Genomic DNA, 12,292 nt, shown 5'->3' with positions numbered 1-12,292 from the left:
TGTGTCCCGCGCGCTCCGCGCGGTCAGGGGCGCGCCGGACGGGTGGAGTGCCTACAGCCCCGACCTGCGGCTTCGGGCAGCGCCGCATACCGTCGGGCCGGTGCGTCTCCCCTCCGTCCCGTGGTCGGAGGTCGAGCGTCGCGCCCGCACCGTGCCCGGCGGCCCGGTCACCCGCGTCGGGGGCACCGACGACCTGACGGTGCGCGGCCTGGTGACGGACTCCCGGCTCGTCGTCCCCGGCGCGCTGTTCGCCTGCGTCCGCGGCTCGGCCAGCGACGGTCACCGCCACGCTCCCGCGGCCGCGGCCGCCGGTGCGGTCGCACTGCTCGTCGACCGGCCGGTGGACAGCGACCTGCCGCAGCTGCGCGTGCCCTCGGTGCGTGCCCAGCTCGGCCCGCTCGGCGCGCTGCTGGCCGGTGACCCGGCCGCGGCGCTGCGGTTGGTCGGGGTCACCGGCAGCAACGGCAAGACCACCACCAGCGCCCTGCTCCGCGGCGTCCTGGACGCCGGGGGCGACTGCACGGGCGTGGTGGGCACGCTGGGCGCCGAGGTCGGCAGGCACGCGCGGACGACCGCCCTGACCACGCCCGAGGCCCCCGAGCTGCACCAGCTGCTGGGCTGGATGCTCGAGGCCGGCGCGCACAGCGCGGTCGTGGAGGCCTCCTCCATCGCGCTGGACATGGGGCGCATGGACGGTCTGGGGTTCCAGGTGTCGGTCTTCACCGGCTTCGAGGAGGACCACCTCGACCACCACGGCACCCTGGAGCAGTACTGGGCCAGCAAGGCCCGGCTGTTCGAGGCCGGGCGGACCGCCGCCGCCGTGGTCGTCACCGAGGAGCCCTGGGGACGGCGGCTGGCCGACCAGGCGCAGGTGCCGGTGACCCGGGTCGGCTCGGGGACCGACACCGACGTGCGGGTGCTGGGGTGGCGGACCGGGAGCGGCGGCACCGAACTGCTCATCGGCGACGACCTCGGCGGGCACCGGGTGCGCAGCCCGCTGGTGGGGCGGGTGCACGTCACCAACCTGGCCGCCGCCTGGGCCACCGGCCGGGTGCTCGGCGTCCCGCCGGACCGGATCGCCGCCGGGCTGGCCGCGGTCGCCCCGCCCCGCGGGCGCAACACCGTCCTCGGCGGGTCGGGCCGGCCGCGGGTCGTCGTCGACTACGCGCACACGCCCCGCGCGCTGGCCGCCGCCCTCGTCACGGCCCGCGACCTCACCCACCCCAGCGGCCGGGTGCACCTGGTGCTCGGCGCCCGCGGCCGGCGCGACCGCTACAAGCGCCAGGGGCTGGGCGAGGCCGCGCGGGCCGCGGACTGCGTGTGGCTGACCAACGAGGGCAGCCACGGCGAGGACCCGGCCGCGATCCGCGCCGAGCTGCGCGTGGGCCTGCTGGGCTCCGCGGCCGGCGTGCGCACGGTGCCCGACCGGCGGACGGCGATCACCGCCGCGGTGCGGGCCGCCGGGCCGGCCGACGTCGTCCTGGTGGTGGGCCGGGGCCACGAGACGCGGATGCTGGACACCACCGACCCGCGCGACGCCGTCCACCTGGACGACGCCGAGGTCGCCGTGGAGGCGCTGGACGAGGCGCACCCGCAGCCCGGGGACCGGCTGCGCGAGCGCGCCTCCTGACGCGGGGGGAATGACGGGGGCCGGCGCGCCGTTACGACCTCCGTCAGTTGAGAGTTCAACCGAGGAGGCCGGCATGCCCGCCGTCACCGTCGAGGACACCACCACGCTCCCGCGCGTCCCGCTGCCGGTCCCGGGGACGGTCCGCCGCCGGGTGCGCTCGGTGACCACCGCGCCGTCGGGCTTCGAGGGCGAGGGCTTCCCGGTCCGCCGCGCGTTCGCCGGCGCGGACCTGCGCGAGCTCGACCCCTTCATCCACATGGACCAGATGGGCGAGGTGGAGTACGCCCCGGGTGAGCCGCGGGGCACCTCCTGGCACCCGCACCGGGGCTTCGAGACCGTCACCTACCTCATCGACGGCACCTTCGAGCACGCCGACTCCCACGGCGGCGGGGGCTCGATCACCGACGGCGACACCCAGTGGATGACCGCCGGCGGTGGCGTGTTGCACATCGAGCGTCCCCCGGAGCACCTGGTCGTGAGCGGCGGTCTGTTCCACGGCCTGCAGCTGTGGGTGAACCTGCCCATGGCGCGCAAGTGGGCGGAGCCGCGCTACCAGGACCTGCGGGCCCGCGAGTCGGTGCTGTTGGCCAGCCCGGACGCCGGCGCCCTGCTGCGGGTGATCGCCGGTGACGTCGCCGGGCACACCGGCCCGGGCTCCACCTACACGCCGATGGCCATGGTGCACGCCACGGTCGCCCCCGGCGCGACCCTGGACCTGCCGTGGCAGCCGGACTTCAACGCGCTGGTCTACGTGCTGTCCGGCGCCGGCTCGGTGGGCCCCGAGGGGCACCCGGTGCGCACCGGCCAGCTCGCCGTCCTCGGCGCGGGCGACACGATCACGGTCAGCGGGGCGCGGCGCCAGGAGTCCCGCACGCCGGCGCTGGACGTCGTCGTCCTCGGCGGCCGTCCCATCCGCGAGCCGATCGCCGTGTACGGGCCGTTCGTGATGAACACCCGGCAGGAGGTCGTCGAGGCCTTCGAGGACTTCCGGGCCGGCCGGCTCGGCAGCATCCCGGCCCAGCACTCCAGCGCCCCCACCCGCCCCGCCGTCCCGCACGCCGCCGTCCGCGGCGAGACCGGCCAGTCCGGCGCACAGTAGGTCCAGGCTCCCCGCGCACAGGAGGACCCGATGAGCAACCTGGAGCGCCGCCCGCCGGCCCGCGAGCTCGGCGGGCTGGAGGGCACCGCCGCCGGCCCGGTGCTGGAGCTGCTGCCGGGCAAGGAGGTGCTGCTCGGCGAGAGCACGCGCGTGCGGCGGCTGCTGCCCACCCTGGGCCGGCGGCTGGTCGGCGCGTGGGCGTTCGTCGACCACTACGGCCCCGACGACGTCACCGCGTCGGCCGGCATGCAGGTGCCGCCGCACCCGCACACCGGTCTGCAGACGGTGTCCTGGCTGCTGGAGGGCGAGATCCACCACCGTGACTCCCTCGGCAGCGACGCCCGCGTCCGGCCCGGCGAGCTCGCGCTGATGACGGCCGGCCACGGCATCGCGCACTCCGAGCAGTCCCCGGCGAGCCACCCCCGGTACCTGCACGGCGCCCAGCTGTGGGTGGCGCTGCCCGACGCCGCCCGCGACACCGCGCCGGCGTTCGCCCACCACACCGGCCTGCCCGGCTTCACCTCCGACGGGCTCACCGCCACCGTGCTCTTGGGCTCCCTCGGCGGGGCCACCTCCCCCGGCACGGCGCACACCCCGCTGGTCGGCGCCGACCTGGCCCTGTCCGCCGGTGCCGACGTCGAGCTGCCGCTGGAGCCGGACTTCGAGTACGCCGTGCTGGCCTCGTCCGGGTCGGCGCAGGTGGAGGACGCGCCGCTGGAGGTCGGCGCGATGCTGTACCTCGGCACTGGCCGCCGCACGGTGCGGATCCGCGCCGGGCAGGACGCGCGGCTGCTGCTGCTCGGCGGCGAGCCGTTCGAGGAGCGGATCGTCATGTGGTGGAACTTCGTCGGCCGCTCGGGTGAGGAGATCGCCGAGTACGCCGAGCGGTGGAACGCCGAGGACGAGCGCTTCGGCACCGTCGTCGGCTACGACGGCGACCGGCTGGCCGCCCCGCCGCTGCCGCCGGTGCCGCTCAGGGCCCGCGGCCGGGTGCGCTGACCGCCCTCAGGGCACCGGCGGGACGACCCGGTCGGCGGCGAGCCGGTCGAACAGCTCCAGGAAGCGGTCCTCGGTGTCCAGGCAGTCGGCGAACCCGGCCTGCCGGAGCTTGACGGTGGAGCTGACGTTGTCGAAGCCCGACCGGAAGATGAACTCGCCGAAGTCCCAGCTCACCAGGTCCTCGTAGGGCGTCGGCACCAAGTCGTGCCGGGCGGCCAGCCGCTCCCACACGTCCCGGCGGTCAGCCATCGCCTCGGCAAGGGGTATCGGCTGCGGCTCGGCGTGGTCCATGCCGAGGTGGCGGGCGAGGACCGGGAACAGGTGCCGCCACCGCAGCTGGTCGCCGTTGGTGACGTTGTAGACCTCCCCGTCGGCGTGGGGCGCACCGCCGGCCCACACCGTGGCGCGGGCGAGCAGCTCGGCGTCGGTGACCTGGTAGAGCGCGTCGTAGGCGGCCAGGGTGCCAGGGAACCGCAGCGGCTGGCCCAGCTCCCGGCTGATCGCTGCGTAGACCGCGATCACCATCAGCAGGTTCATCGGGTTGCCGACGGCGTAGCCGACCACGCCCTCCGGCCGCAGCACGGTGCACCGGAAGCCGCGCTCGGCGGCGAGCGACCGCAGCAGGTCCTCCTGGTCGTAGTAGAAGTTGGGCTGGACGATCCGTGGGTCGCGCTCCTTGGCGGGGGTGTTGAAGAACCCCATGTGCGCGCCGTAGGCCTTGCCGCCCTGGTAGAGGGTCACGTGCTCCAGCGGGGCGCCGGCGGCGGCCAGGGCGTCGAGGGTGTTGCGCAGCAGCGCGACGTTGACCTCCGACAGCTCCCGGGTGGTCGGGCGCTCGGCGTAGGCGCCGGCCACCAGGTGGGTGACGTCGCCGAGGCCGGCCATCCCCTCCGTGGCGGACGCGGCGTCCGCCAGGTCCACCGCCAGGTGCTCCCAGGTCGCCTGCCCCGGGGTGCGGCGGCTGACCCCGCGGACCCGCCACCCCGGTCGCCGGGCGTACTCGGCCGCCGCGTGCGACCCGATGACGCCCCCGGCCCCGGTCACCACGACACTGCCCGCCTGCTGCTCACCCATGTCCGTCCGGTCCCCCGGCGGCCGGCGTCCCACACCCGCGGGCTCGGGGGGAGCACCTCGGGCGCACCCCGACGGCGTTCCCGCGGGAACGCCTCGACGGCGGCCGGCGTGGGTGTCGCGGCAGCGGCGGCCGCGGACCGTGGTGGCCGCGGTCAGCCGGTCAGGGTGAGCCACAGTGGCAGGGTCAGCACCGCGGCGACGGTGGTGAGGGACAGCTGGGCGGCCACGAACGGCCCGTCTCCGCCCATGCGGGCCGTGAGCACGTAGGCGGCGGTCGCCGGCGGCACGGCGGCGAAGGCCATGAGCACCGCCCGCTGCTCGCCGACGACGCCCAGGGCGGTCGCCAGGCCGAGCGCGGCGGCGGGCACCGCGACCAGCTTGACCAGTGCCAGGTACGCCGACACCAGTCGCCGGCCGCGCTGGAACCAGCCCCCGCGCAGCGCCGCCCCCACGGTGAGCAGCCCGAGCGGTACCGCGGCCGCGGCCAGCCGGGAGGCGGTGGCGTCCACCGGTCCCGGCAGCGTGACCCCGGCCAGGTTGCCGGCGAGCCCGGCGGCGGTGGCGAGGATGAGTGGGTTGCGGACGACCGCGCCCAGCAGCCGGACGGCTGCGCTCGTTCGCCGGTCGCCGTCCGCCGGTGAGGGGGCGCCGTGGGCGAGGGCGCTGACGGCGAGCACGTTGACCACCGGGACGCTGACGCCGAGCAGTACCCCCATCAGCGCCAGGGCCGCCGGGCCCTGGTCGTCGACGAGGGCGAGGGCCAGGTAGGAGTTGAACCGGAACGCCGTCTGCCAGCCGGAGGCGGCGGTCGACCGGTCGGTGCCGGGCAGCAGCCACACGGCCGCGGCCAGGAGCGCGCCGGCACCGGTGGCCCCCAGGGCGGCCAGCAGGACGGTGCCGGCGCCGGCCGCGCCGAGGTCGGCGGCCAGGGTGGTGCGCACCAGCAGGACCGGGAACAGCACCAGGTAGACCAGGCGCTCCAGGTCCACCCAGAACTGCGGCGAGCGCCAGGCCCAGCGCCGCAGCAGGGCGCCCAGGACGAGGAGGGCGAACTCCGGCAGGACGAGTCCGACGTCGATCACCGGCCGCGGCCCGGGCTGCCCTGTCCCACCACGCCTCGAGCGGGTTCCCCGGTCACGACTGCACACCCAAGCAGGTCGCCGCCCGCGCCCCGGTGAGGCCGGGCACACCGGACCGGCGGACGGCGTTGTCGCCGGCATGACCGTCGACCCACGCATGCTCGAGTTCGTCGCCCGCAACCGGTGGGGCGTGCTCGCGACCGTCAAGCGCGACGGCCGCCCGCAGCTGTCCAACGTCGGCTACGCCTGGGACCCGGAGGCGCAGCTCGTGCGGGTGTCGGTCACCGCCGACCGGGCGAAGACCCGCAACGTGCAGCGCGACCCACGGGTCACGCTGCACGTCTCCTCGCAGGACTTCTGGAGCTGGGTCGCGGTCGAGGGCAGCGCCGACCTGACGCCCGTGGCCGCCGACCCGCACGACGCCACGGTCGAGGAGCTGGTCACCTACTACCGCGGCATCTCCGGTGAGCACGACGACTGGGACGCCTACCGCGCGGCCATGGTCGCCGACCGGCGGCTGGTCCTCCGGCTGCGCCCCGAGCACGCGTACGGCCAGCTCCGCGCCTGACGGCGGACCCCCTCGCCCCCGGCCCCGTCGCAGGGGCCGGGCACCTCAGCTGCCGGGCACCGGCATGCCCTCGGGCACCTGCATGACCGAGAAGGCGGCGCCCCAGGGGTCGTCGACCACGGCGAGGCGACCGAACTCGGTGTCCATCGGCGCCATGGTCACCTTCCCGCCGGCGGCCTCCACGGCGGCGACGACGTCGTCGGTGGAGGTGACCGCGAAGCACACCGTCCAGCCCTTCGGCGCTCCCGGCTGGGAGCCGCCCAGCCCGCCGAGCGGGTGGCCACCGAGCGCGAAGGTCTGGTACCCCTCGACGCCGTCGACGTCGTCGTAGGTGAAGCCGAACACCGCCGAGTAGAACTCCCGGGCCGCGGCCGGGTCGTCGACGGCCACCTCGTTCCACACCAGGGAGCCGGGCTCGTTGACCACCCGGCAGCCGGTGTGCAGCCCGGACTGCCACAGCCCGAAGGCGTTGCCCTGCGGGTCGGTGGCGACGACCATCGTGCCCAGCGGCCCGACCTCCATCGGCTCCACGACCACGGTGCCGCCGGCCTCGCGGATGCGCTCGCAGGTGGCCGCGGCGTCGTCGGTCGCGAAGTACGTCGTCCAGCCCGGGGAGTCACCCGGGCTCGTCAGCGGGCCGAGGCCCGCGGCCGGCTCGCCGTTGCGCGTGGCGTTGAGGTACCCGCCGTACTCCGCCTCCCCGCCGGTGTACTCCCAGCCGAGCAGGCGGCCGTAGAGCTCCCGGGCGGCGTCGACGTCAGCAGCGCCGTAGTGGATCCAGCACGGGGTGCCGGCCGGCCACGGGGTGTTCCGAGTGGGCATGACTCCTCCTCGTCGGGTGGGGAGGCCACCCTGGCACCGGGCAGGGACAGTTCCCAGGGCCCGGCGCCCGTTCGCGTGGTGTTCACCGGACCGCGTGTGCACGGGTGCCCGGTCGGTCAGAAGCGCCCGCCACCGGAGCGGCCGCGACCGCGGCTGCGCGAGCCGCCGAAGCTGCCCGGCCGTCGCCCGCCGCTGCCACCGCCGAACCCACCGCCGTAACCGCCGGCCCGGCCGCCCCCGCCGGAGAGGATCCCGCCGAGCACCAGGCTGCCGAGGTCCACCCCGCCGCGCGGGCCGCCGTACCCGCCGCCTCCGTAGCCGCCCGCGAAACCGCCGGGGATGCCGGGGCCGTAGCCACCGCCGCCCCACCCGGCGACGTCGGACTGCGCCTGCTGCAGCGCCCGCTGGGCCAGCGCGTCGGCCGTCTGTGCCTCGCGCAGCGCGCCGACCGGGTCGGTGCGGCCCTGGGCGACCGCGAGGTCCAGGTGCCGCTGCGCCTCGGCCAGCCGGGTGCGGGCCTCCGGACCGACGGCACCGCGGCGGGTGCCGATGAAGTCGCCGGCGGCGGCGATGCCCGACCGGGCGGTGAGCAGCGCCTGGTCCAGCGACGCCGCGGCCCGCCGGGCCCGCTGCTCGGCGTCCCGTGCGACGGTCAGGGCCTGCTCCAGGGCGATGTCGGCCTCCTCCAGCTGCCGCAGCGCGGCCAGCGGGTCGGGCCGGCCGCCGTCCGCGGGGTGCAGCGCGGCGTCGGCCGCGGTCAGCGCCGCCTCGGCGCGGGCCACCTGCGGGCGCAGCCCGCGGCCCGTGCCGCCGGCCACCAGGGCGCGGGCCTCGGCGAGGTCCGCCTCGGTCTCCGCCCGTACCGACGCCACCCGGGCCTCCGCGGCCTGCAGGTCGTTGCCCAGCCGCGCGACGGCGTCCAGCAGCGTGCCGGTCTGCGCGAGGGCGTCCTCGGCGACCCGGATGTCACCGACGGCGGCGCCCGCCTGCCCGGCCGCGAGCTCCTCGCGTGCCTCGGCGACCGCCTGCTCGGCGGCGTCCAGCCGGGCCCGCGCCTGGGCCGGGTTGTCGGCGACCGGAGCCAGCGCCGCCGCGGAGTAGCGACGCTGCAGCGCGGCGAACCGCTCCTCGTCGGCGGGCAGCCGGCCGCGCAGCGCGGTGATCCGCGAGGTCAGCGCGTCGAGGGCCTGCGGGGCGGTGCGCTCCAGGTCGCGCAGCCGGTCGAACGCCTCGGCCTGCTCGTCCAGGCGGGCGTCGGCCGCGGTGGTCAGCTGCAGCATCTCGGTCAGCATCCGCCGCTGCGTGGGCTCGTCCTCCGGGTGCTCGTCGTCCAGCAGCTGGCGCAGCGTGAAGGCCCGGGAGAGGTCCTGCTCGGAGGCAGCCAGGGCCTCGGTGAAGCCGGCGACCGCGTCGGCGCCGTACTGCAGCCGGGCGTAGTCCAGGTCCAGCCGGGAGGTCTTCACCGCCTCGTCCAGCTCCAGCAGCGCGGTGCTGGCCCGCGCGTTGAGCTCCTCGGTCGGGACGCCGGCGTGCGGGTCCGGCCGCTCGATCCGCCGGGTCGGCGGCGGAGCCTCCGCCCGGCGGCGGCGGGCGCGCGTGACGAGGTAGGCGCCGCCGGCGACCGCCGCGATACCGAGGGCGACGGCGGCCGTGCCCAGCCCCCCACTGCCGTCTCCGCCGTCGCGCAGGACCTCCGCAAAGGCGACCGCCGCCCCGTCGAAGTCGCCGGCGCGGAGCTCGGGCTCGACGTCGGAGGCGACCAACCGGTCGAGCTCCTGGTCCGACAGAACGAAGTCCGTGGGCGGGTTGAACGCGTAGCGCCCGTCGTCGACCGCGACGGCGAACAGCACGTCGTTGCCGCCGAGCCCGGACAGCTCTGCGGTCCGGTTGGCCCAGGCCCGCGGAGCCACACCGTCGAAGGTGTCGACGTAGACCACGAACAGCTGCACCTGGTCCTCGGTCTGCAACTGGACGAGGACGTCCCCGACCTGCGCCTCCTGCGCCGGGCCGAGCACGTCGGCGCGGTCGGTCACCTGCTCCGGGACGTCGAACGGCTCCTCGGCCAGCGCGGGGCCACCGCCGAGGAGGACCGCGGCGGCCAGCGGGACGAGGACGGCGGTCAGCCGGCGCACGGGGGACCTCCGGGGATCGGGTGCGCCGGACCCTACCCGCGCCCGGCCGTCTGACCCGCCGCCGTCCGGGGTAGGGGCACGTCCCCGACTCCTGGAGGCACCGTGCCCGACCCCGACCGCATCCCCGCCGCCGACCTGCCGCCGGGAGCGGTCCGCCGCGTCGGGAAGTGGGCCGTCGGCAACCGGGACGGCGAGTACTTCGCCGTCTCCCGCCGCTGCCGGCACCAGCTCGCCGACATGTCGAAGGGGTCCATCGACAGGAACGGGTGCCTGGTCTGCCCGTGGCACGGAGCCCGCTACGACGTGCGCACCGGCGAGATGGTCGAGGGCCCGCGCGGCATCCTCGGCTACCACGGACCGACGCCCGGCTACACGCAGTTCGTGCGGGCCTACGCCCGCCGGTTGCGGCTGCGGGTCCGTCGCGCCGTCCGCCGCGGGGACGACGTCGTCCTGGAGTGAGGGCCCTGCGCACCGAGCGCTCTGTGCCCGACGACCGACTCCCGCGCGGTTCCTGCTGCTCCTACGCCGGTGCACCCGCGCGAGAGCAGCAGGAACACCGCGAGAGTGACGGGTGACCCCGTCCTGCGCCGGCCCGCCCGGGGCTCGCCGCGAGCCTGCGAGTGGCGAGGGCAGCGGGGTGCTTCAGCGGCGCTCGACCGGCTCGTCGACGCCCTGCACCAGCGCGTCGGTCTCGTAGCCGTCCGCGCCGGTGCCACGCACCGACACCCCCTGGGTGGCGGCGACCTCCTCCGGTGACCGCGGTGCCAGCAGGCCGTCCCGGATGGGCTCGGCCCAGTGGCAGCTCACCAGGTGGCCGGGCGCCAGCTCGCGCAGCACCGGCACCTCGTCGTCGCAGCGGGTCTCCTGCCGCCACGGGCAGCGGGTGTGGAAGCGGCAGCCGCTGGGTGGGTCCGCCGGTGAGGGCAGGTCGCCGGCCAGCAGGATCCGCTCCCGCCGCTCCTCGACGACCGGGTCGGGCACCGGGACGGCGCTCATCAGCGCCCGGGTGTAGGGGTGCAGCGGGGTGTCGTAGAGCTCACCGGAGGGGGCCTGCTCGACCAGCGAGCCCAGGTACATGACGCCGACGACGTCGCTGATGTGCCGCACCACCGCCAGGTCGTGGGCGATGACGAGGTAGGTCAGGCCGAGCCGCTGCTGCAGCTCCTCGAGCAGGTTGACCACCTGGGCCTGCACGCTGACGTCCAGCGCGGACACCGGCTCGTCGGCGATGAGCAGGTCCGGCTCCAGCGACACCGCGCGGGCGATGCCGATGCGCTGCCGCTGCCCGCCGGAGAACTCGTGCGGGTAGCGGCGCAGTGCCGCCGACGGCAGCCCGACGGCGTCCAGCAGCTCGCGGATGCGCGCGGCGATGCCGGCCTTGCCCCCGCCCAGGCCGTGTGCGCGCAGCGGCTCGGACAGCAGCGACTCGACGTCCTGCCGCGGGTCCAGGCTGCCCAGCGGGTCCTGGAAGACCATCTGCATCCGCCGGCGCATGGTGCGCAGCGCCTCGCCCTGCAGCGAGGCGACGTCGGTGCCGTCGAACAGCACCTGCCCGGCGGTGGGCTCGACCAGCCGCAGGACGGCGCGGCCGAGGGTGGACTTGCCGCACCCGGACTCCCCCACCAGGCCGTAGGTGGTGCCCCGGTCGATGGCCAGGTCGACGCCGTCGACGGCGCGGACGTGACCCACCGTGCGGTCGACGAACACCCCGCGCTTGATGGGGAAGTGCACCTGCAGGCCGCGGACCTGCAGCAGTGGCTCCGGCCCGGCGGTCACCGCCCGGCTCCGGAGGCGGTGCTGCCAGACGCGGTGCTGCCGGACGCGGTGCTGCCGGACGACGGGGCCCCGGCCGGGACCGGTGGGTGCTCCAGCGGGTGCCGGCAGCGCAGCTCGCGTCCGGGCCCGTCGTACTCCAGCGGCACGGTGCTGCCGGAGACCTCGGTGAGGCAGTCGTCCTGGGCGTGGTCGCAGCGCGGGGCGAACGCGCAGCCCTCGGCCCACGGGATGGCGTCGCGCGCCGACCCGCGGATCGGGGTCAGCGGGGTGCCGCGGCCGGCGTCCAGCCGCGGCACCGAGGCGAGCAGCCCGCCGGTGTAGGGCTGGCGCGGGCGGGCGAACAGCTCGTGCCGGTCGGCGGTCTCGATGACCTTCCCGGCGTACATGACGTGCACCCGGTCGCAGAGGCCGGCGACGACGCCGAGGTCGTGGGTGATCATCACCAGCGCCGTCCCGGTGTCGACGACCAGCTCGCGCAGCAGCTCCAGGATCTGCGCCTGGATGGTCACGTCGAGGGCCGTCGTCGGCTCGTCGGCGATGAGCAGCCGGGGCGAGCAGGCCAGCGCCATCGCGATCAGCGCCCGCTGCCGCATCCCGCCGGAGAGCTGGTGCGGGTACTCCTTGAGCCGGCGGGTGGGGTCGGGGATGCCGACCCGGTCCAGCAGGGCGGCCGCCTCGGCGACGGACTCCCTGCGGCCCATGTCGCGGTGCTCGACGAGCACCTCGGTGACCTGGGTGCCGATGGGCACGGTCGGGTTCAGCGAGGACAGCGGGTCCTGGAAGACCATCGCCATGTCCGCGCCGCGCAGCTCGCGCAGCGTGCGGTCCGGCGCGCCGAGCAGCTCGGCGCCGTTCAGCCGCACCGACCCGCCGACCTGCACCCCGCGGCGGGGCAGCAGGCCCATGACCGCCAGCGAGGTCACGGACTTGCCGCAGCCGGACTCGCCGACCAGCCCGACGGTCTCCCCGGCCGCGACCGAGAAGCTCACGCCGTCGACGGCCCGGGTCGGCCGCTCGCCGCGACGGGCGAAGGTGACGGTGAGCTCCTCGACCTCCAGCACCGGGACGGCGGACCGGTCCGGAGCCGCGGGCGACAGCGCCTCGACGCTCATG

At 76.4% G+C, this 12,292-nt stretch carries 11 protein-coding genes; 5 read left to right on the top strand and 6 right to left on the bottom strand.

The genetic code is table 11. The features are described from left to right. Positions 1-100: 100 nt before the first annotated feature. From RTG05_RS02235 to RTG05_RS02225, 3 genes are all read left to right on the top strand, one after another. Positions 101-1,630 carry a Mur ligase family protein gene (locus RTG05_RS02235; RefSeq protein WP_166527276.1) on the top strand — a complete coding sequence of 510 codons (1,530 nt, stop codon included), beginning with the start codon at positions 101-103 and terminating at the stop codon, positions 1,628-1,630. Between the two features lie 73 nt (positions 1,631-1,703). Continuing rightward, on the top strand, positions 1,704-2,729 hold the full coding sequence (locus tag RTG05_RS02230) for a pirin family protein (RefSeq protein ID WP_166527275.1): 1,026 nt from the start codon (positions 1,704-1,706) through the stop codon (positions 2,727-2,729). A 30-nt stretch (positions 2,730-2,759) separates the two neighbouring features. Continuing rightward, the gene (locus tag RTG05_RS02225; RefSeq protein WP_166527274.1) at positions 2,760-3,728 is read left to right on the top strand and encodes a pirin family protein; all 969 of its coding nucleotides are present in this window, start codon (positions 2,760-2,762) and stop codon (positions 3,726-3,728) included. A gap of 6 nt (positions 3,729-3,734) precedes the next feature. On the opposite strand, the gene RTG05_RS02220 is transcribed toward RTG05_RS02225, so the two are convergent. Beyond that, positions 3,735-4,802 (bottom strand): SDR family oxidoreductase, encoded by a 1,068-nt coding sequence (locus tag RTG05_RS02220; protein ID WP_166527273.1) that lies wholly within the window; start codon positions 4,800-4,802, stop codon positions 3,735-3,737. 152 nt (positions 4,803-4,954) lie between these two features. Continuing rightward, positions 4,955-5,884 (bottom strand): AEC family transporter, encoded by a 930-nt coding sequence (locus RTG05_RS02215; protein WP_166527272.1) that lies wholly within the window; start codon positions 5,882-5,884, stop codon positions 4,955-4,957. 136 nt (positions 5,885-6,020) lie between these two features. On the opposite strand from RTG05_RS02215, the gene RTG05_RS02210 reads away from it, so the two are divergent. After that, positions 6,021-6,449, top strand: a complete 429-nt coding sequence (locus RTG05_RS02210; protein ID WP_166527271.1) for a PPOX class F420-dependent oxidoreductase — start codon at positions 6,021-6,023, stop codon at positions 6,447-6,449. Positions 6,450-6,494: 45 nt separating this feature from the next. Here RTG05_RS02210 and RTG05_RS02205 read toward each other — a convergent pair whose 3' ends face one another. Beyond that, positions 6,495-7,271 carry a VOC family protein gene (locus RTG05_RS02205; protein ID WP_166527270.1) on the bottom strand — a complete coding sequence of 259 codons (777 nt, stop codon included), beginning with the start codon at positions 7,269-7,271 and terminating at the stop codon, positions 6,495-6,497. A gap of 116 nt (positions 7,272-7,387) precedes the next feature. Further along, entirely contained in the window at positions 7,388-9,403 is a 2,016-nt protein-coding gene (locus tag RTG05_RS02200) for a TPM domain-containing protein (RefSeq protein ID WP_166527269.1), read from the bottom strand. 102 nt (positions 9,404-9,505) lie between these two features. Here RTG05_RS02200 and RTG05_RS02195 point away from each other — a divergent pair, with 102 nt between their 5' ends. Beyond that, the gene (locus RTG05_RS02195) at positions 9,506-9,862 is read left to right on the top strand and encodes a Rieske (2Fe-2S) protein (RefSeq protein ID WP_166527268.1); all 357 of its coding nucleotides are present in this window, start codon (positions 9,506-9,508) and stop codon (positions 9,860-9,862) included. Between the two features lie 183 nt (positions 9,863-10,045). Here RTG05_RS02195 and RTG05_RS02190 read toward each other — a convergent pair whose 3' ends face one another. Beyond that, positions 10,046-11,179 (bottom strand): ABC transporter ATP-binding protein, encoded by a 1,134-nt coding sequence (locus tag RTG05_RS02190; protein ID WP_166527267.1) that lies wholly within the window; start codon positions 11,177-11,179, stop codon positions 10,046-10,048. Then, positions 11,176-12,291, bottom strand: coding sequence for an ABC transporter ATP-binding protein (locus RTG05_RS02185; protein ID WP_166527266.1), 1,116 nt, complete (start codon positions 12,289-12,291; stop codon positions 11,176-11,178). Before RTG05_RS02185 ends, RTG05_RS02190 begins: the two co-directional genes overlap by 4 nt. Position 12,292: the final 1 nt, after the last annotated feature.

The sequence above is a fragment of the Geodermatophilus sp. DSM 44513 genome, from assembly GCF_032460525.1.
Taxonomy (GTDB): Bacteria; Actinomycetota; Actinomycetes; order Mycobacteriales; family Geodermatophilaceae; genus Geodermatophilus.
The sequence above is the reverse complement of the archived record's forward strand: the minus strand, read 5'-3'. Positions and strand labels throughout refer to the sequence as shown.

Excerpts from the sequence above, each read along its gene's own strand:
- RTG05_RS02185 (WP_166527266.1), bottom strand. The coding sequence starts at position 12,291 with ATGAGCGTCGAGGCGCTGTCGCCCGCGGCTCCGGACCGGTCCGCCGTC.
- RTG05_RS02205 (WP_166527270.1), bottom strand. The coding sequence starts at position 7,271 with ATGCCCACTCGGAACACCCCGTGGCCGGCCGGCACCCCGTGCTGGATC.
- RTG05_RS02220 (WP_166527273.1), bottom strand. The coding sequence starts at position 4,802 with ATGGGTGAGCAGCAGGCGGGCAGTGTCGTGGTGACCGGGGCCGGGGGC.
- RTG05_RS02230 (WP_166527275.1), top strand. The coding sequence starts at position 1,704 with ATGCCCGCCGTCACCGTCGAGGACACCACCACGCTCCCGCGCGTCCCG.
- RTG05_RS02210 (WP_166527271.1), top strand. The coding sequence starts at position 6,021 with ATGACCGTCGACCCACGCATGCTCGAGTTCGTCGCCCGCAACCGGTGG.
- RTG05_RS02225 (WP_166527274.1), top strand. The coding sequence starts at position 2,760 with ATGAGCAACCTGGAGCGCCGCCCGCCGGCCCGCGAGCTCGGCGGGCTG.